The organism is Cyclobacterium sp. 1_MG-2023, from assembly GCF_030546805.1.
In the GTDB taxonomy this organism is placed as follows: Bacteria; Bacteroidota; Bacteroidia; order Cytophagales; family Cyclobacteriaceae; genus Cyclobacterium.
The window spans coordinates 1-20,732 of sequence record NZ_JAUOPC010000017.1; the positions used below are offsets into that span (position 1 = coordinate 1).

Below are 20,732 nucleotides of genomic sequence, written 5' to 3' on the forward strand. Positions count from 1 at the left end.
TTACTGGTATACTTTCCCCTGGAATCACTGGTATACTTTGCTCTGGAATAGTGGTATACTATGGAGTGGAATACTCAGGCGGACAATGGATTGGAATTAGCTTCATTTACCAAAATCGACTTTTTGGAAGACAAATTCCAAGCGGAATGATTAACACGAAATGTCTTGACCTGCTTGACTTGACATATATTCAAAGAGAAGCACTAATTGACTTTGAAGTATTGGAAACAATTACAGTCAATAAATCGAAAGTTGGAATTGGTTCTCAAAGTCCTGCAACAACTTTATCGGAAATTAAAAGAAACTTTGATTGGGGAATTGAACAAAGGAAAAAGGAACAAAACCCTTGTGACAAAGGATTGACAGATTTAAACACTGTAAGAGAATGCTATTTTGACATGGAAAAAATAAAAAACTAGCCACAATCGAGTAGCCCAACTTGTGCCAAATAACTCAGGTTAAGTTTCTCACACCATCCCGGTCGACCCCTGTGAAAAAAAGGCAGGTTGTACGGGTCTCGTACCTGCCCTGCATTCCGGCGCTTCACTAAAATGATCCAAAGAGATCATTTTTTACGCTCAGCCCCAGATCACTGGATTGTAGGTTGTGATTTGAGGTAATAGGAAAGCATAGATTCGTATCCCTTTCTTCTTAGGCGTGACAGAGTAATAGTGGTAATCAAAATCGGACTCTGAGCTACTGCCCATCCTCCTTTTCTACCCTCCCGCCATCTGGCCCTTCACTAAAATAACCTAAAGAGGTCATTTCTTTACGCTCAGTCCTTCCATGCATAGGCATGGTCTTGGTCTACCCCTAATCTGATAAGGTTCCCGGGAACTCCCTCACATGAGGGATACCGAAAAAATACGGCACAGGCTACCGACATGCTTCGGCACAGGTTTTCACCCTCTGGAATAATTTGGTATCTTCGATACCAGATGCCCCTGCTGGGCACACACATCACCTTGGATACAGCGGGCGATTTCGATTAAATATGAAAATCAGTACCTTTAAGAAGTTAGGAGTAGGTTGGAGGAGAACGTCTCCGAAAGCCCGCCGGCTCCTAGCTGAATCCCGATTGGAGTCAGGCCCGAATGAAGGACACGCAAAAGGCCCGACGCCAATCTGCCATAATGTTACCCACAATTCAAGAAATGAACGAAACCGGATTCTTAATAAAGAAAATATTTGACCCCTATTTTGAAGCACCGCTAGAAATATGGGAATCATTTGCTACTTTTTTAAAACGAAATTCGTACAAGAAAAATGAAATCATAAAAGAAGTCAACAAAATAGAAAATAACCTGAGCATAATTACGAAAGGCTCAGCAGGCATTTTTTTATGGAAAGAAAATTCTACCATTTGTCTTGACTTGTGCTATGAAAATGAATTTTTTGGAGATTATATGTCATTTTTAACTCAACAACCAACTGCGTTATTTACTCAAGCAATTGAACCAACCGAAATACTTTCTATCTCATTTTCTGACTTAAAAGAATTATATAATAGTTCTACAATAGGTATAAATATTGGTAGAATAGCGTCCGAATCGCTTTTTATCCACAAACAAACACAACAAATAGACTTATTGATGCTTACTGCTGAAGAAAGATATTTGAAACTTTTAGAACGACAACCCGAAATTGTTCAACGAACACCTCAAAAACACATAGCATCATACTTAGGGATTACACCCGAAAGTTTTAGTCGAATTAGAAAAAAAATCACCCTGTAGTTTTCTTACCATATATCAAGTTTTTTCAGATACTATAGTTTGACCTTTGCATTATTAATCAAATTGAATAATCATGCAAAATATAAAAATATCAATACCTGTCCTTTTAGTCCTAGCATTTACGATTGGCATTTTATTACTACCAGGACAAACTAACAGAATTGGTATTGAGGTAGGTAAAAATAATTATATCAATTTTCAAATAAGCTACCAATTATTATTGTTGGGTATTGCCATTATATCAATGATTAGTTCATACATTCTTAATCCAGAAAGTTTAAAATCCATACTATCAATTGGCAATTTATCAGCAGTAGGCGAAGAACTAAAAATTTTTGGAATTAAAAAAGGAGATAGTTGGCTCAAAACAGGTGTTTCATTATCCATCTTTATAAGTTTAGCAACAGGCATATTTATGTATTTCCAACTTAAAGGACAAACGATTGATTACAGTTTGTTAAAAACCGGTTTTCTTTGGATTGTATTATTCTCATTAACCAATTCATTTGCAGAAGAAATGATTTTCAGGGTTGGAATTAATGCTCCATTAACAAACCTACTTTCTCCAAATAATATATTTCTCATTTCTGCGGTGATCTTCGGAGTTGCACATTTCCAAGGAATGCCTAGTGGAATTATTGGGGTAATATTAGCAGGGTTATTAGGTTATGTTTTAAGTAAGTCTATTCATGAAACCAACGGTATATTTTGGGCTTGGCTTATTCACTTCCTACAAGACATTATTATAATTGGGTCACTATATCTACTAAAAAGTTCTTAGAAAAAAAATAAAAAAGTGGGTACTCGTGTATAAAAATAATAGCGGTTTTAGTGCTAAAATAAAAGTGAGTATCTTTGAACAACGTCAAGTGATAAGTTGAAAGATTTATGTTTTTTAATCCGTTACTATTCTTATACAAGACCGTTAGCTGCAATGGTAAAAACACACCATCTTACAATAATTTGACTAAAAAAGAACTTCTAATTAATGAGTACTTCACAACCAACCAAAAATGCATTAAAAACAGTATCGCTTAAATTTAACCATAGTTCTCTATGGAGTTGGTTTCAGAAATTAATTATCCTTATAATTTTCTCTTTAGTCGTAAATCATTTATCCAATCCGGAGAGTTTCCCGGATGGTAAATCGTATAGATTCCCTGTAGAAGGTTTTCTATCCACTATTGCTTTGTGTATTCTTATAGGAATCATAGCAGAGCTTAATTTTAAACATTACAAGAAAAAGTATTTCTCTAAAAAAGTAGAAAACACTTCTATCTCGAGGTATATGGTCTCTACTCTTGGGTATATTACCATTATGTATATCCCGTTAGGTATTGTATTAAATAAAATTGCGAGTGGAGAAGCTGAATTCTATTATTTATTAATTGGACTGCTTATTACCTTGTTGTTAAGTATCATTCTCATAGGGTTAGCATATTCCCTAGATATCTATAATTTATATAAGCTATCTATAAAAGATAATGAAATTACTATTGAAAGCGGTGGGAAAATAACTAAGCTTACTTACGAAAATATTGTGTGTTTCTATAGCGAAAACAAAATTGTCTATACTGTTCAAAACAATGGTACCTCTATTACCACCGATTTTACATTGAATGAACTCGAAGAAAAAATAAACGACCAATTGTTTTTTAGAGTTAATCGTAAAATTATTATTCATAAAGATGCGGTAGACCAAATTGAAAAGGTTGAAAATGGCAAGTTGCGGATTACCTTAAAAACTTCATTTGAAAATGATGCGATTTCCGAAATCAACATCAGTCGATATAAGCGAAAAGAATTTATGAATTGGTTTCAATAAATTAAAAGCTATCGACCATCCAGTTATCAATTTCCTACCATTCAGTAAAAACATTAATATTTAAAGGTTTTTTTGGGAATCCAGTTCATTACTTCGTCTTAGAATTTAAAATCAAAAAAGATGAAAAAAATGACCTTACGACAAATAGTAATTCCATTAGTGACCCTTGCTATTATTTGTTTCATGTACTTTGGACCAATCACAAGAACACCTTTTGAAAATATAATTATCTCTATTATAATCATTATAGCTAATTATATAGAATTCAAGGGAAAACCATTTTCAGCGCTTGGGTTTAAACGAGCAAAATTCAATGCAAAAAATCTCCTTGTACATGCTCCTTTAGTTGCTCTGGGACTCTTTATTTTTTATGTCTTTGTTGTGGTACCCGGAATCGAGATGTTAACAGGAGTTCCTATTGACTATTCAAGCATGAGTCAATTGGAAGGAAACCTTGCGACCACCATCGTATGGTTATTGATAGTTTGGGCTACCGCGGGATTTGGGGAAGAAATCATTTTTCGAGGTTATCTTATGCGACAGTTCGTCAAATTCTTTGGAGACAGTAAAATCAGTCTTGCTATTAATATTCTAATAATTTGTGGTTTTTTCGGATATATGCACATGCAGCAAGGGATCACGGGGCAACTTGTTGTGGTCATTATCGGAGCACTTTTATCAATAATATTCTACCTGCGAAAATACGATTTGTGGTTTATGATTATGATACATGGCATTTTCAACACGCTAGGTATTTTGAGTTTTTACTTTGGTTTGGCATAACTACACCAAGAAAGAATGTTAAACAAATAGACTTTTAGTTTGTTTGAATAAATGGATTTGACTCTTGCGCAATCGTAGCGCAAATGGACTGGTTACAGCATCAGTACGCAAAAAAACTCATTGTTTCGTACTTACTCGGTCGAAACCACAGCAGCTAATAACTAAGCATGCTATCGGCTGAAACCTATCGACAGGCTCAGGGAACATCTACAGGGTAAACTTCAATAAAACATTGAAGGGTGTTGGGAACTTGGGTTACTATGGAAAATGGCTTTCTCCTTTTGTTTTTTTAGCGTTGGGAGAATGAAAAAGAGGCTGTTTTTAGGTTGTTTTTTGGCTTAGGGTTCCTTTTTTTTAGTAGCTATTATATTTATTAGGGAAAGGATTTTGAAGCGAATTTGAGGCTGTTATTTCCATTTACACCTACCCGCCCCATTAAGCTTACCGGCACTTTTTATTTTGTTTCCTGATTTTATTGAACCAGTTGGCTGGTGGCCTCCTTTGGTCGAAACATGCCAGCGTATGCTTTCTCGGGTTTTGCAATAAACGACAATACCGAAAGAGTTTAATGAAAATTATTAATTTAGGAACTAAACGGAATGAATCACCGATTTTTAAAATAAAAAGTGGTTCGTCCTTAAGGCATCTTTTAGGTACTAAAACCAAATTAACTTATTGAAAATGAAAGAAAATAGTTCAAAATTGAAATTCTGGATATTTTTACCACTTGTATTAATTTTAAACGGTTGTAATAAAAATAGTAAGCCAAAGGTAAATGGTACAAAACCTAATATTGTATTTATATTGGTAGATGATTTGGGTTATGGAGACGTAGGCTTTAATGGTTCTACTTTTTATGAAACACCAGCTATTGATAAACTGGCAAACGAAGGTCTTGTAATGGATAACTCTTACATGTACCCAACCTGTTCGCCTTCTCGTACGGCCTTATTTACAGGGAAGCAATCTTTCAGGACAGGTGTATATACTGTACCTGTATTAGAGAAAGGAACTGATCAGGAAAATATATTTTCTCGATGGACAGTTGGACTGGAGCATACAGGATATTCGGAACCCCTTTCAGACTTAGGTTATAAAATGATTCACATTGGTAAATGGCACTTGGTAGGACCGTACCCAACGGAAGAGTTGGCAATGGATTGGCCGATTAAGAAAAAGCTCACCCAGCCCAGTCCTTCCGATTTTAGTTGGGTAGAAAGTCATCGATCCGAGGCTGTTAAACCGTATTATCCTGAAGGACGTGGATATTTAAAAAATGTAGGAGGAACATATCGTGGCGATCCAGCCTTAGAGATAGGTGGCTACCAAAGTGAAACAGGTGGATATTTTGCCCCTTTCAGCAATCCTTTTTTAGAGCAAAAATCAACAGATGAATGGTTGACAGATCGGTTGACAGATGAAGCCATCGCATTTATGGAAGAACACAAAGAGGAGCCATTTTTTATTAACCTTCATTATTATACTGTACATAGACCTTTGCGTTCCCGTAATGAAAAGCTTTATAAAAAATACATGAACAAACCAGGTGATCCTTTAACAGGTCAAGGTTTAGAAAAAGGTGAGAAAAAGGATTATGTAGCAAGATATGCAACCATGATCGAATCCTTAGATGATAATGTGGAACGTATCGTACATTATCTTGATGAAAAAGGACTTCGAGAAAATACAGTTATCATTTTCACATCAGATAATGGGCATAACAATACTAGCAATAATAAATTACGAGGTTCAAAAGGGATGATTTATGAAGGTGGTATTAAAGTCCCAACTTTTGTAAACTGGCCAGGAAAGATAAAAGCCGCCCGTACGAAGGTTCCAATTTTGGTTACAGATTATTTCCCAACTTTTATGGATCTGGCAGGGATTGATTACAAAGGTATATTGGATGGCAATTCCTTCACTAGCTTATTTGATGGTAGTGCAGATAAAAAATTATTGGAACGTCCATTGTTTTGGCATATAGCCAGCCAATATAAACATGAAACTTGTTCAGTTATTCGAAAGGGCAACTACAAACTCATTCAGTTTTTAGCAAATGGTAAATTAGAATTATATAATCTTCTTGATGACCCAACAGAGTCTCTAGACCTCTCTGAAACAGAAATTGAGGTGAAAAATGCATTACTAAATGAGTTGGTCTCATGGAGACAAAAAAACAACGTGCTACTACCTCCAAATTCAACATTATATAATTGAATATAGAAATTATGAAATAAAAGGGTGAACCGCCAGTTTACCGGATTATGGGTTGCGTTTTGAGGGAATAGGAAAGCATGGATTCATAACCTTTTCTTGTCAAGCAGGACAAGGTGATCGTAGTAATCAAAATCGGACTTCGAGCCACTGCAAGGGAAAAACAAGTCAAAACCTCCCCCTTTTCATCCCCAGATAAAATTTCCTTAAAAACTTGGACCTAGTCTTCAATTAGGCTAATTTATTTTTAATTTCACCGGTTCCTGAGCGGAGCCGGAAGGGGTAGGTATTACGCGCACGTAACCCTAAGGCTTCGGCTCCGCTCAGCCGCCGGGAATATTGAAACCGATTCTGAGCTGGGTTCGGTAAAGACCTTGCCGGTTCCTGGGCGAAACCAAACGTAGCAACCTTGCCGGTTCCTGAGCGGAGCCGAAGGGGTAGGCATTACGTACCTGTTACCCTATGGTTTCGACTCCGCTCAACCGCCGGGAATATTGAAACCGATTCTGAGCTGGGTTCGGTAAAGACCTTGCCGGTTCCTGGGCGAAACCAAACGCAGCAACCTAGCCGATTCCTGGGCGAAACCAAATGCAGCAACCTTGCCGGTTCCTGAGCGGAGCCGAAGGAGTAGGCATTACGCTCTCCTTAACCCTATGGTTTCGACTTCGCTCAACCGCCGGGTGGGTGGTAACCGATTCTGAGCTGGATTCGGTAAAGACTTAGCCGGTTCCTGATCGAAACCAAACGCAGCAACCTTGCCGGTTCCTGAGCGGAGCCGAAGGATTAGGCATAACGTACTCGTTACCCTATGGTTTCAACTCCGCTCAACCGCCGGGTGTGTGGAAACCGATTCTGAGCTGGGTTCGGTAAAGACTTAGCCGGTTCCTGATCGAAACCAAACGCAGCAACCTTGCCGGTTCCTGGGCGGAGCCGAAGGATTAGGCATAACGTACTCGTTACCCTATGGTTTCAACTCCGCTCAACCGCCGGGTGTGTGGTAACCGATTCTGAGCTGGGTTCGGTAAAGACTTAGCCGGTTCCTGAGCGGAGCCGAAGGAGTAGGCATTACGCTCTCCTTAACCCTATGGTTTCGACTTCGCTCAACCGCCGGGAGTATGAAAACCGATTCCAGCGTATATTTAGTACATCCTTCTTATATAAACCGGGTTTCAAGGAACTCAAATCCACCAATCGTGTTTAATAATTTATGAAAAAGTTGGAATTATTGATAATAGGAGCCGGCCCTATAGGTTTGGCCTGTGGTATAGAAGCAAAAAAGAAAGGCCTTGACTATCTGATTATAGAGAAAGGTGTGCTGACCAATTCGATTTTTAACTATCCGGTCAATATGACTTTTTTCTCCACTTCTGAGAAATTGGAAATGGCAGACATCCCTTTTATGTCGATTTCCAATAAGCCGACGAGACCGGAGGCACTGGAGTATTACCGAAGGATCGTCAAACATTATCAACTCAATATCAACTTGTACGAAAAGGTAAATACCTTAGAAAAACAAAAAGGTGGATTTTTGGTACACACCTCCAAGGGGGATTACCTTACTGAAAAGCTTGTATTGGCCACCGGCTTTTATGACCTGCCCAATACCATGAATGTTCCCGGGGAAGATTTGCCCAAAGTTTCGCATTATTACAAAGAACCCTGGCCTTATATCGGACAGAAGATCATCGTAATAGGCGGAGGTAATTCAGCTGTGGATGTAGCCCTGGAAACTTGGAGAAAGGGAGCCGAAGTAACCATGGTGGTCATGAAACCTGAGATCGATCAAACCGTGAAATACTGGGTCTTGCCTGACATCGAAAACAGAATCAAGGAAGGATCTATTAAAGGATATTACAATTCCAGCATTAAGGAAATAAAGGAAAAAGAAGTGGTAATCAATACCCCTGAGGGAGAGGTAACCATAGAAAATGACTTTGTCCTTGCCATGACGGGTTACAAACCCAATTTTGAATTGCTGGACCAATTGGGTGTCCAATTGAGTCTGGATGAAAAAAGGCAGCCTTGCTTTGACGACATTAGCCAGGAATCCAATGTCCCGGGATTATACCTTGCAGGGGTAGTTTGCGGTGGACTCAATACCAGAGAGTTTTTTATAGAAAACACCATCTCTCATGCCAAGGCCATTGTAGCCGATATTTCAAGAAAAAAAGCAGCTTCAGCAACAGAAGGTTAATGCTTTACTTGAATAAGCCGGAAATACTGTACTGCCTAAACCTCGGTTTGGGCAGTACAGCAATAATTTATAGCTTTTCGATTTCTTCGCTTGATTTATATTAACATATCTTCAGATTTAGGTTGATTTCAAATACCCATGTATTTGGGAAAGAATAGTACTGGTATTGTCTAATACCTTATATTTGAATAAACTGGAATTAGCCATGAACTACACAGACCGGGATTTAAATTGGTTGTCTTTTAATGAACGAATTCTTCAGGAAGCAGAAAATGAAGACAGCCCCCTGATGGAGCGCTTGAAGTTCTTGGCCATTTATTCCTCCAACTTAGAAGAGTTTTATAGGGTAAGGGTAGCGAGCCATCGTTTCGCTCAGTCATTCCAGGATGATCTAAAAAACAAATATGGCTACCGGCCTTCATTTCTCCTCCAGCAGATCAATCAAATTGTAAGCGCTCAGCAAGAGCGTTTGGGTAAAGTTTTCTATTCGGAAATTCTTCCAGGCTTAGCAAAAGAAGGCGTTCATTTATTGACGGAGCATTTTTCTGAGGAAGACAAGAAGCAGATGAACACCTACTTTGACCGTGAAATTGAAGGAAACTTTACCAACTTGGACATTACAGAAGAAGTTAAAATCCAACTTAAAAACCTAACGGTCTATCTTTACGCAGTCACCAAAGATCGGCAGTTCCTCATTGAACTTGACTACAAAAAATTCGGAAGATTTATTGATATCTCTACTTCAGGTCAGGAAAAACGCATCGTACAGTTAGATGATATTTTCAGAAGCAATGCTTCAAAATTATTGGGTGAAAAACCCGAAATATTTGCGGTGAAGATTTCAAGGGATGCAGAATTGTATATGGATGAAGAAGAAGAGGAGGACATAGTAGTAAAAATTGAAAAGAGTATTGTAAACAGAGATACCGGCCTGCCTTCCCGTTTACTTTTTGATGAAAGCATCCCTTTCAAGTACATCGATACATTAAGAAAAAAAATAGAGGTGGACATGTCTGGACTAATCCCGGGAGGTCGCTACCATAATTTTTATGATTTCTTTGCGTTTCCGGCATCAGAAAAGCACTTGTTTTACCCGGAGATCCCAAAAGTCCCTTGTCCAAGATTAGATCATTCCTCCAATTGGTTTGAGGAGATAAATAAGGAAGCTATTTTTTTGAGTTTCCCCTATCAGAGTTATGATTACGTAACGCGTTTTTTAAACGTCGCATCAGAAGATAAGGATGTTGAGGAAATAAACATCACACTATACAGGGTGGCAAAGACCTCAGCGGTTTGCCTGGCACTTGAAGCGGCAGCCAAAAGTGGCAAGAAGGTATTTGTCTTGGATGAAGCACAGGCCCGGTTTGATGAGGAGTCAAACATTTACTGGGGAGAGCGGCTTAGCAAAGCAGGGGCTACGGTAAAATATGGCATCAATAACTTTAAAGTGCATGCCAAAATTTGCACCATTAAGAGACGAGAAGGCCAGGTTCTCAAGACTTATGCCTACATGGGCACGGGTAATTTTAATGAAAAAACGGCTGAAATATATGGAGATCACGCCTTACTCACCACACAAACCGATTACACCAACGACCTAAACGAGGTTTTCGCCTTTCTCAAGGACAATTCCTACCAACCGCAATTTGAAAACCTATTGGTTGCTCCTTTTAATTTAAGAAGTTCAATTGAGCAATTAATTGACAATGAAATCAGCTTGGTCAAAAAAGGCAGAAAGGGCAAATTGACCATTAAGCTTAACAGCTTAGAGGACACCCTTATGATCGATAAACTTAGGAAGGCTGCTGATGAAGGGGTTAAAATTGACCTAATTGTCCGTGGCATTTGTTGCTATCATCCACAAACCGAGTTGCAAGGGAAAAACATCAAAGTGGTCAGTATTATTGATCGCTTTTTGGAACACACTAGAATATACCATTTCCACAATGACGGTGAATCAAAGATTTATCTAGCCTCTGCGGACTGGATGACCAGAAATTTATCAAAACGGATTGAAGTAGCATTCCCTGTCCTTCAGGATAATGCCCAATCACTTTTGCTGGCAGAACTCTATGCCCAACTTCATGACAACAAAAAAGGCAGGTTTGTGGCATGTAAAAATGAAAATCAGTTTGTAACAGGAGAGGAAACCATTGGATCCCAGGAAAGAATGTTTGAATTAGTTAACAAATACAATTCTCAAAATGCTTTATAGAGAAATCTTTCGGAATTTTAAAATCTACTTTCTATTGGCCATGATATTTATGTCATTGTCAGGTTATAGCAGGTATTTTTTTTCTGCCCTATACAGTTTAGATCCATTGGCATATTCAACGGTTAGTGTAGCAGACATTCTAAAGTTTGCTTTTATGATGATCTTTTTAGGGTCTTTTGGTCTTGCACTATTATCAAGCATGTTTGATGTGCTGATTCTTAAAAAATTATTGATAAATACCTCGCCAAAAATTGCCCTAAGCATAGGTATTCCTGCTCAGGCACTCATGATTATTTTGATCGTACACATTTTAGACTTCGTGTATTATTATACCTTGCCATGGATTTACAATGGGCCGGTAAGTCCCAACGAGCTAACAGAAAACATGTTTTTAATTGTTCACCTCATTGTGGCTGTTAGTATATCCAAGGTATTCATAGAGATTGACCGAAAACTGGGACCCGGTAATTTATGGAAAATGCTCAGTGGTAAATTCATTAAGCCACGTGAAGAAGAGCGAATTTTTATGTTCATTGATTTGAAAAGCTCTACCTCTTTTGCTGAAAAAATCGGCCATCTGGAATACAGTCGTTTTTTACAAAACTGTTACCAGGATTTCTCAATTGTCGATCGATACCGGGCAGACATCTATCAGTATGTCGGAGATGAAGTAGTGGTAAGCTGGAACCCCAAAAAAGGTACCGATAATGATAATTTTCTAAAGGCCTTTTTTGCATTTACTGACCTGCTGAAAAAAAAGACCGATTATTACCAAAAAGAATACGGCATTACTCCTTACTTTAAGGCAGGAGCTAATATTGGCCCTGTGATCATCACTGAGGTTGGGGACATCAAGCGGGAAATCACCTATCATGGCGACACCTTGAATACTGCCGCTAGAATTCAAGAAAAATGCAATGAACTCAATGCCCAACTGCTAATCTCAGAGCCACTTTTTAAGTTGATAAAAAACAAAGCGGCTTATAAAATTGATGATGTAGGAACCATCCATTTGAAAGGAAAAGGTAAAGACGTAAGGCTATATCGTGTAGCTCAATTAAACAGTTGATTCACTTCCTGCTTAACGCTCTGAGTAATGGCAAAAGTCGGTATTGCCAAAAGACAACCTAAAACTGATAGCCTAAAGAAAAGAAAGGTAAGGTTTCCTCCTCCGTAAAACCTACAGTAAAAGTGGCCACAAGTTGATTCAGCGGAGCCATCCATATTCCTCCTCCGGTTGCATTGTGCCACTTACCGGAAGTTTCTTGCCGGCCCCAAACCCTACCAATATCATGGAAGGCCAAGACACCTACTGTAGCAGGAAAAACATACGTTTTTAGATTAAACAAGCGAGCCCTCACTTCTGTATTGTTATAAGCCACTGCATATCCATTGAACCTATACCTCCTAAAGCCCCTTAAATTAACTGTGCCACCTAGGGTTTGACCTTGAAAAAACTCATAATTTCCCCAGTTTCTCCCTGCACCAAATTTGGTTGCCCAAACCAATCTGGAAGGATAACGAAACGACCAATACATGGCCAATTCAGCATTTATTTTTGTAAAACTCCCTGAATAGTCATTTAAACCCCACATTTTTTGGCTTTGTGCTTCAAAAAACACCCCTCTTGAAGGCATTTTCTCATGATCTCTTGTATCAAAAAACACTTTGGCAAAAAGCCCGCTATAATACCGGGCCTTATCAAGATCTGCTTGATCCAAACCACTTTCAGGTGAGGTAATAAATTTATTGGTATTTTCATTTCGGTCTAACTTAAATGACTGAAATTGGGGACCAAGGGTTAAATTACCACTTTCTCCAAGCTTGGTTTGCAAGCCAGTTTTAAGCTCATACCAATTAAACCTAGCCCTGTAATAAGCAATTTCAAAAGACTCCCTATTGTAGAAGGATTCATTCCCCATTCCAAAATAATTAAAAGAATACTGCGGGGCACGAATATCGGCACTCCATACCAAATCTAGGTCACTCAGCACATCCACAGCATGACCTTTGTACTCCACATTAAAGGCATTGGTTTTGAATGCAAATTTACTCATCACAGATTGACGGATGGCAAAAGGTTCCTTTTTGAACCCCTGTTTTTCCCACAATAGCCCTGCACCAATATAGATCCCATCATCCCTATTGTATGCCACCGACGCCAAAGGCATGAGTTTGTCAAATTTAAAATGCTTTCTATCGTAATTTATTTCGGAAGGTTCACGTTTGACTCTAGCACTATTCCCTAATGCGACAGATACCTTTTCATTGGGACTTTGATAAATAAGGGTGTTCTTTCTTTTTGTTCTTCCATTATCCGCAATCACTTTTTCCCCATGACCCGGAATCACCCTGACTTTTATTTTCCCGGTACCTTCGCCATTAAATTCAAAAATATCATCTCCTTCCAACCCATACAAACGGATTTCATTGGTTTCTTTCGGTAGGAAAATCCGCCGGTAAAGCTCCTGTTCAAGGTTTCCTGATTTATCAATTTTTCTAAGGTAAACTTCCACACGACCATCAGGGAGGTAGTCCACCTTAAATAACTCATTTTTATCTGTCCCAATCACATCGACCTCTTTGGCTAGAAATTGGTAATATTCAAGCATTCCCGACTTCAACCAGGTTTTCCTTTGCAACAATTTAGCTTGTATTTCTCCCCCATCAACGGCCACAACCGAATCCGGCCAGTCCCGAAAAGCTTCTTTTACCCCTTCTACGGAAATCTTAGCAATTACATCGTCCAAAGACTCTTCCCAGTCTTCCCTGTCCAATTCATTCATAAAACTTCGGTCAAAGTACCTTCCATTAAACATAAAACCCGGAATGGTACGAGGGGCTTTATAATCAAAACCTTGAAACTTAGGTACCAGCCATTTCCTGCTGCCAATCTTAGGTATTAGGCCTTCATTTACAAAAAAAGCCTGATCCCTATCTCTAAGCATCGGGCTAAACTTCCAGCCTTTTTCCTTTTTTTCACCTATCCACCTCCATTGGTCATCATGTCGGTCCCAGTCACCTATCCATAAATCAAATATTCTGGCTTTGAGTACTTTGTGTTGTAACACCTCATGGTCATTGTCGCCATGAATTTTACCAAGCATCTTGTCTGTACTAAAAAATTTAAAATCCTTTGCCACACCCTCCCAAGCTATTTCTCTTTCTTCAAACAAGTAAAGCTTATCTGCATATTTTTCTCGGTAAATTCCCAAAATAGGATCATCGGGTAGATGTACTATTTTAGGATTGGTATGGACTACCCCTACTTCTTCTGCAAGCCTTGCCACAGCAAGGGCTGCATATGGATGAGAAGAAGATATTTGATCCTCCACCACCTGCTTGGCTATTGTTTCTCTTATGGCCGGCGAAAGGGCATTTTCAGGATATTTATTTACAGACCTTAACACATACTCTTTCTCATCTTCACTCTCTAATCTAAGCGAGCGCGTCTGCATGCCCCCACCTTGTTTGACAATGCTTAAGCCACCCTTGGCAGTAGACAGGTCTATGGTCTCGAAGGTAGCAGGAATCGCCCAAGTGTTTCGGTAGTTTTTACCAAGAAATTTATAGTACCCCTTCCCATGGATGTATTGGGTGGAAATAGGTCTCGTCACCTCTTTTGGCAATTCCCTTTCAAAATCTTCCAAGGCAGTCTCCCCACTTGCAAATGGCGCTACCAACTGCTTTTTATACAATGCTTCTTTTTTAGTGGGGTCAAAGAAGGTCAAATTCACCTCATGATTGGCATTAAAATCAAGCACAGCATATCCCTGAGATGGGTAGATAAAATCTGCAACATGGTGCTTTTTTACAGTGGTATGCTTGGCACCTGCACCACTGATTATAAAACTTATGTTATCTTCCTGGGTATAGGCCAGTCCATGTTCATGTCCGGCAACTTGTATCAAGTTGGGGTGGGTTTCAAAGATTGCTTCCAAGGCATCAACCATGGCCTCATATTTTGGATGAACCAAATCCTGAATATTGCCAAACCATGTTCTGTATAAGGGATAAATCGAGCCTATGACAGGTAAGGGTAAGTATAAGTTGGGGGAAAGGGCAGTAAGGGGAAAGAGGTGATCCTTCCAACTGTAAGCACCATTGTGAGGTCCGTAAGACCGAAAAGGATGGTGCATGGCCACCAATACTACCTTGTCCCTATTTTCTTCAAGGACATAAGCTACGGCTTCTAAAATTTCATCTTCCGTTTTGTACTCACAATCGGACTCAATTCCTGGTTTATCCTTGAGATGAAGCCACCATTGGCTATCCAACAATAGCAGTATGGTTTCATTGTCTAGTTCCACCACATCAGGTCCGGGACATCCACCATTTGGCACCCAGCTTACCTTATCTTCCGGATAATTTGCCGCTACATATTTTTCAGCCCTAAGGATGCTGTTCCACCCATCTTCTTTGCCTTTTTTCCAGTCATGATTTCCAGGTATCATCCATATCTTACCTGACAAGTATTGGTAGAGGTCTAACTGGGTTTTCAGCACATATTCGGCCATTGCCCTTTCATCATCATCTAGTTTAGGCATCCCTTGCGGGTAAATATTATCCCCCAAATAAACGATATGGGAAGGAATATCAGGCTGAGCTTTTAGTTTATTGCGGATATCATCCACTACTGCATTTGTTCCATTTTTAACTTCTCCGGCATCTCCAACCAAATAAAGCCTGAATTTTGAAGGGGCTTTCTGGGCCTCTGCGGTAGAGAAAGACAATAATACCAACAAAAGAAAAAGCTTATTCATAGGAGGAAAAGTTTATGGCTTGTACTTAAAAATCAGTAAATTAGGCTTTCCGCCCCTGGCTTCATTTGAGACATACATGTTTCCCTTGGGGTCAAATGTAATGCCTTCCGGCTGTTTAAAAATTTTGGCGTTTAGCTCATAAATTTCCTTAGAATTGAATGCAGTATCTGTAATTAAAAGCCACTTTCCGGTGGAGGACAAAATATAATATTTATTCTCGATCGGGTGAAGGGCCACGGCTGCAGGCTCCATTTTCAGACTTGTTTTCTCCTTAAACTTTAAGATCGTTCTAATTTCTGAGGCTTTTAAGGTTTTAAGGGCTACTTCCTCATAAGCTTTGGCACCTAGGTCAAAACGATATATGGAAGCTTCTTTGGTCTTTTTATCCCATTCACAAGTTTTACAGAAGGTATAAACATAGGCTCCATCTTCAGAAACAACCAAGGCCTCAAAGTCTCGCTTCTTTTTAATTGGGAAAGTATATTTTTCACTTTCTGCCTCTTCAGTAAATGGAGAGGTAACCTCATAAAGTGTCCCATTGCTTTGCAACACCCAAGCCCTATCATTGGACCAGGCGATGTCTTCAATGTCTGCATTTTTGGCAAACTTTTGACGGTCTATTATCTCCCCTGTTTCCGGTGATAAGCTATAAATAATTGAGGATTCATCTTCAATGGCTAACAGCAGCTTATCTCCTACCCATTCTAAACCCGATACTTCTTCCATTCTGTCCTGCAATACAATTTCCGTAAAATCGTTTAAGTCATAAGCTGACGGAAACGCATCACCTTTTACTCGCTCTGAAATGGAAGCACACTGCCAATTGGCCAGAATGATAAAGGTTAAAATCTGTGAAAATTGTATCATTATTCAATTGTAATTAATTACCTTGAAGTTAGTACTATCAAAATTAGTAAATCACCTTGGATAAGCAACTAGAAAAATTCGAATCCTGGATCAGGAAAATGTTTGAAAACAGACAAAAGTCAGAGGTTTGTTACCACAACATGGATCATTCATTGCAGATTGTCGAGAAAGTTGCCGAAATAGGTGCCTACTATAATTTAAGTAAGGAAGACAGAGAAGATTTATATGTGGCAGGATGGATGCATGACATCGGTTATTGGGAAGTCAAAGGAGAGGGGCATGAATTAAAGGGTTCAGAAATGGCTCAAGATTACCTGATTGAGTTGGGGCTTGAACAGGAGAGGATTGACCGAATCAAAGCCTTAATTCTAGCAACAAAAATGCCTCAATCTCCAAAAAACCTCTTAGAAAAGATCATCTGTGATGCCGATTTGTACCACCTAAGTTCAGAGCATTATTTTGATCAAACCATCCTTTTAAAAAAAGAGAAAGCAAACCTTGGGTTTGGAAAAACCTCTTTACTTGACTGGCTGAAAGAAAGCAAGATTTTCATGCTCGCTCATCACTACCATACAGAATACGCCAAGATCAATTTTCAACCCGGCAAGGAAGCCAATTTAAAATCCATCGAACTGAAGATCAAGGAAGCTGAAGCCCAATCAAAAGCCAAACTAGAAGGTAAAAAAAAAGATAAAAACAAAAAGAAATCAGATCGAGGAGTAGAAACAATGTTTCGGATAACCTCAAAAAATCATTTGGCACTTTCTGCCCTTGCAGACAATAAAGCCAATATTATGATATCTGTTAATTCTATTATTATATCTATCGTTGTAGCTGTTTACCTGCGGGTTATTGAGGAGTACCCCTATTATTTGGTTCCAATTTTAATGCTAATTACAACTTGCCTTATCGCGATGGTATTTGCAATTTTGGCCACCCGTCCCAATGTAACTCAAGGGATAGTAACCAAGTCCGACATCAGCAAAAAACAAGGCAACCTGCTCTACTTCGGGAATTTCCATGAAATGTCATTACCTGAATACAAGGATGGCATGCATTCATTGATGAATGATGGAGAATACCTGTATGACAGCATGATTACTGACATTTATCATTTAGGAATTGTCCTTTCAAAAAAATACCTGTTGCTCAGGAAGTCCTACAATTTCTTTATGTTTGGCTTTGTCCTTTCAGTAGTTTCTTTCTTAATAGCCACTTATATCTTCGAGCCAATGCCTCGATAATGTAAAATGTACTCCTTCTTTATTGACTTCCAAGGTTTCCATAAAAAATTCTTTTCTAACTAAAACCCATTTTTTTAATAGATAAATTGCTTTAAAACCTCTATTGGCTTGCCTTCAATCATTAATATTTTCCTTCTAAATTAAATAATTTTCGATTTTATGCCTACTCATTAATTTGTGAATAATTTTTAGTTGAGGAAATATTTTTCCCGTTTTTTCTGGATTTTCAACATTTAATTGATGAACAGACTTTTTTTCAATTCAGATCTATCAAAAAGAAAGATTAATTTCTTCTTCCAAACTTTACTGGTCCTTGTTCTATATTTTAATGAGATCAGTGAAATGATCCCTTTAATGATAATCTTATGGCAGATCGTCCACTTTTCTTTGATTGCTATAATTGATTTTTATTTGGATGATTACCCCTATAAAAAAGAAAAAATACTATGGGCCTTGTTTTCCATCTCAATAGTTTTTTTAACAATAAGCCTTTCCTATGGTGTTTTTAATGCGCTTTATATCCGGATTCATTTAGCAATATTAATTTTAGGGAATATATTAGGAGGTAAAGTAGATAAGCCTTTGTGGAAATTGCTTACAATTCTCAATCTTCTAATTTTAATTTCAATAGAATTTTCTAGAAATGAGTTGTATTCAATTTTTGGAATGGCATTATTGTATGCTACTGGAGCAATCATTTTACTTGCAATTACGGAAAGGATTTCAGAAAGAAATCGAAGTTTCTGGATGGCTCATGCTTTAGCATTATTTTTTTACATTAACTTTAAAGGCCCTTTTTATGAGGAAGCCTTTATTTTTTTGGTTGGGGGAATTGCTTACGAATTGGCTAAAATATTAATCGCTCAAATGCCAAAATTAAAACCACTATAGGTATTTGAGAACCATTTTAGACAACCTTTTCTGAAAAAAGTTCAAAGGCAAGCCGTTTGATCTAAGCTTAACGGTTGGGATTGGTTTCGGGATGAACCTTATCTTGGTGAAGCAATACTGTAGATGTAGGATAAGCCAAGCGAATATTGTTCTCAGGCCCTAAACGCTCTAGTATACTTTCTGTAATGGCATGTTCAAACATTCTACGCTTCTTTGGATCACAAAGGTATCTCATGGAAAGCTGCACACCACGCTCAGTGATTTTGGTAAAAATCATCGGAGTAAATTGTTTGTATACAATCAAATGGTCTTGTTTGGCTTTTCGAAAAACCTTTTCCGCCTTTTTTAAGTCCTCTTGCAAATGAGTATTAAGAATGTCCAAAAGTATTTCTTTGGTTTTCTTGAAGTCGCTCCTAAGGGTGATGTAGATATTCTGTTCGTTCCAGATATAATTAAACCCGGTGGAATAATTGGCTTGGGCATCCATAAAAACTTTTCCATTGGGCACATGAATGACCCTGCCGGTACTTTGGTCAGCATCCACCCAATTGCCGATTTCCAGCAAAGAAAATTGGAACAACCTAAGGTCAATCACATCGCCTTGCACCTCTCCAATCTGAATCCTATCTCCCACATCAAAAGGTTTGCGAAGGTAAATAAAGGCCCATCCGGCAATGTTGACAAAGATATCTTTCAAGGCGATCGCAATACCTGCAGACAACAAGCCCAAAAATGTGGTCACAGAATGAAAATTGCCTATCCAAAGGTTCCCTATAATCAGTATACCAATAATAAAAGAGGTATACTCTATAAACTTTCGATAATGGTATTGCCTCCTCAATTCCAAAGCATCTCCCCTGTAAATCAATTTCAGGGAGATTTTATTGATCAGCCACATTACGAACCCTATCAGTATTGTCTGTAGAATCCGGTTCCTTAATTCCGGCTCAATATCAATATTTAAGAAATTATCGAACATGGTATTTCACTATGGAAACAATAAGAAATTTTACTTTATAAATAAATATACACTTTCCTTTTGGTTAGGCTAGGCATTTGCCTTTCGATTTCCGATCCACACACCCACCACTACAGCAAATATGCCCAAATAATGTAAGGGAAACAAAGCTTCTCCATCCAAAACTCCCCAAAAGATGGCCACCAATGGAATAATATAAGTTACAGAACTGGCAAAAACAGGTGTGACCAATTTTACTATTGAATTAAAGAGGACCAAGGCTGCAGCAGTGCCAAACGCACCGAGAAAAGCGATATATCCGGCTGCCTGCCATGCACCTTCAGCATGCAACAGTTTAAAAGAAAACTGGGTAAATCCAAACAAATATATGGCTGAGATGGGCAATACCATCATCAAGGAAATAGCGGTAATTATGGTTGGTTTTATTTCCTTAATTTTATACTTAATTATATTAACATTGAAGCCATAACATATAGCGGCCAATACCACCAACAAACCATAAAGATTAAATTCCCTGAAAATATCCGGACTTCCTGAATTCCCTGCCAAAACCAATACACAAACGCCCAAAAGCGCAATTATCAACCCTATGGCATTTTGCCTAGAGATTTTTGTTTTGAATAATAATGCCCCAATTACACCAACCATCAATGGAGTAAGAGCATTGATTACTCCTGCCAGAGAACTTGAAAGTTGGGTTTGTGCTTTGGCAAATAAAAAGGCTGGGACAAAACTCCCCAAGAAGCCGATGCATAGCAAATAACCCAGTTGCTTTTGGTTAAGCAATTTTACTTTGGACACACCTAATGGCAACAAAACCAAGGCAGCCGAAAAAATTCTAAAGGCCCCTACTTCCCCCGGAGAGTACACCTCCAATGATTTTTTGATAAGGATAAAGGAACTCCCCCAAATCAAGGCCAGCAACAGTAACATGGCCCAGTGCTTGACTTTTTGGTCTTGGATCTTTTTTGCTACCGGCACTTAATTCTATTTTTGAACCCTAATCACGGCCATTTAGCCC

The 20,732-nt window shown here is 38.6% G+C and carries 15 protein-coding genes; 11 read left to right on the top strand and 4 right to left on the bottom strand.

Features of this window, described 5'->3' with window-relative positions:
* The 9 genes from Q4534_RS21320 to Q4534_RS21360 all read left to right on the top strand — a co-directional run.
* The coding region (locus Q4534_RS21320; RefSeq protein ID WP_303615183.1) for a hypothetical protein at window positions 1–419 on the top strand (419 nt) is incomplete at its 5' end.
* A gap of 735 nt (window positions 420–1,154) precedes the next feature.
* On the top strand, window positions 1,155–1,736 hold the full coding sequence (locus Q4534_RS21325; protein ID WP_303615184.1) for a Crp/Fnr family transcriptional regulator: 582 nt from the start codon (window positions 1,155–1,157) through the stop codon (window positions 1,734–1,736).
* A 73-nt stretch (window positions 1,737–1,809) separates the two neighbouring features.
* On the top strand, window positions 1,810–2,517 hold the full coding sequence (locus Q4534_RS21330) for a CPBP family intramembrane glutamic endopeptidase (protein ID WP_303615185.1): 708 nt from the start codon (window positions 1,810–1,812) through the stop codon (window positions 2,515–2,517).
* Window positions 2,518–2,724: 207 nt separating this feature from the next.
* Window positions 2,725–3,561 carry a LytTR family DNA-binding domain-containing protein gene (locus Q4534_RS21335; protein WP_303615186.1) on the top strand — a complete coding sequence of 279 codons (837 nt, stop codon included), beginning with the start codon at window positions 2,725–2,727 and terminating at the stop codon, window positions 3,559–3,561.
* A 120-nt stretch (window positions 3,562–3,681) separates the two neighbouring features.
* The gene (locus tag Q4534_RS21340) at window positions 3,682–4,344 is read left to right on the top strand and encodes a CPBP family intramembrane glutamic endopeptidase (protein WP_303615187.1); all 663 of its coding nucleotides are present in this window, start codon (window positions 3,682–3,684) and stop codon (window positions 4,342–4,344) included.
* Window positions 4,345–5,025: 681 nt separating this feature from the next.
* A complete protein-coding gene (locus Q4534_RS21345; RefSeq protein WP_303615188.1) occupies window positions 5,026–6,561 on the top strand; it encodes a sulfatase in 1,536 nt (511 codons plus the stop codon).
* A 1,204-nt stretch (window positions 6,562–7,765) separates the two neighbouring features.
* Window positions 7,766–8,752, top strand: a complete 987-nt coding sequence (locus tag Q4534_RS21350) for a YpdA family putative bacillithiol disulfide reductase (protein ID WP_303615189.1) — start codon at window positions 7,766–7,768, stop codon at window positions 8,750–8,752.
* 205 nt (window positions 8,753–8,957) lie between these two features.
* Window positions 8,958–10,967, top strand: coding sequence for a polyphosphate kinase 1 (gene ppk1 / locus Q4534_RS21355; RefSeq protein WP_303615190.1), 2,010 nt, complete (start codon window positions 8,958–8,960; stop codon window positions 10,965–10,967).
* Complete coding sequence (locus Q4534_RS21360; RefSeq protein WP_303615191.1) at window positions 10,957–12,036, top strand: adenylate/guanylate cyclase domain-containing protein; 1,080 nt, start codon at window positions 10,957–10,959, stop codon at window positions 12,034–12,036. Before ppk1 ends, Q4534_RS21360 begins: the two co-directional genes overlap by 11 nt.
* A 58-nt stretch (window positions 12,037–12,094) precedes the next feature.
* Here Q4534_RS21360 and Q4534_RS21365 read toward each other — a convergent pair whose 3' ends face one another.
* Entirely contained in the window at window positions 12,095–15,730 is a 3,636-nt protein-coding gene (locus Q4534_RS21365) for a BamA/TamA family outer membrane protein (protein ID WP_303615192.1), read from the bottom strand.
* A 12-nt stretch (window positions 15,731–15,742) separates the two neighbouring features.
* Window positions 15,743–16,597, bottom strand: a complete 855-nt coding sequence (locus tag Q4534_RS21370; protein ID WP_303615193.1) for an SdiA-regulated domain-containing protein — start codon at window positions 16,595–16,597, stop codon at window positions 15,743–15,745.
* A 56-nt stretch (window positions 16,598–16,653) separates the two neighbouring features.
* Here Q4534_RS21370 and Q4534_RS21375 point away from each other — a divergent pair, with 56 nt between their 5' ends.
* Both Q4534_RS21375 and Q4534_RS21380 read left to right on the top strand, forming a co-directional pair.
* Window positions 16,654–17,841: a Pycsar system effector family protein gene (locus tag Q4534_RS21375; RefSeq protein ID WP_303615194.1), complete on the top strand. Its 1,188-nt coding sequence runs from the start codon at window positions 16,654–16,656 to the stop codon at window positions 17,839–17,841.
* A 240-nt stretch (window positions 17,842–18,081) separates the two neighbouring features.
* Window positions 18,082–18,732, top strand: coding sequence for a hypothetical protein (locus tag Q4534_RS21380; RefSeq protein ID WP_303615195.1), 651 nt, complete (start codon window positions 18,082–18,084; stop codon window positions 18,730–18,732).
* Window positions 18,733–18,799: 67 nt separating this feature from the next.
* Here the strand turns inward: Q4534_RS21380 and Q4534_RS21385 are convergent, their stop codons facing one another.
* Both Q4534_RS21385 and Q4534_RS21390 read right to left on the bottom strand, forming a co-directional pair.
* Window positions 18,800–19,711 carry a mechanosensitive ion channel family protein gene (locus Q4534_RS21385; RefSeq protein WP_303615196.1) on the bottom strand — a complete coding sequence of 304 codons (912 nt, stop codon included), beginning with the start codon at window positions 19,709–19,711 and terminating at the stop codon, window positions 18,800–18,802.
* A gap of 69 nt (window positions 19,712–19,780) precedes the next feature.
* Window positions 19,781–20,692 carry a DMT family transporter gene (locus Q4534_RS21390; RefSeq protein WP_407933575.1) on the bottom strand — a complete coding sequence of 304 codons (912 nt, stop codon included), beginning with the start codon at window positions 20,690–20,692 and terminating at the stop codon, window positions 19,781–19,783.
* Window positions 20,693–20,732: the final 40 nt, after the last annotated feature.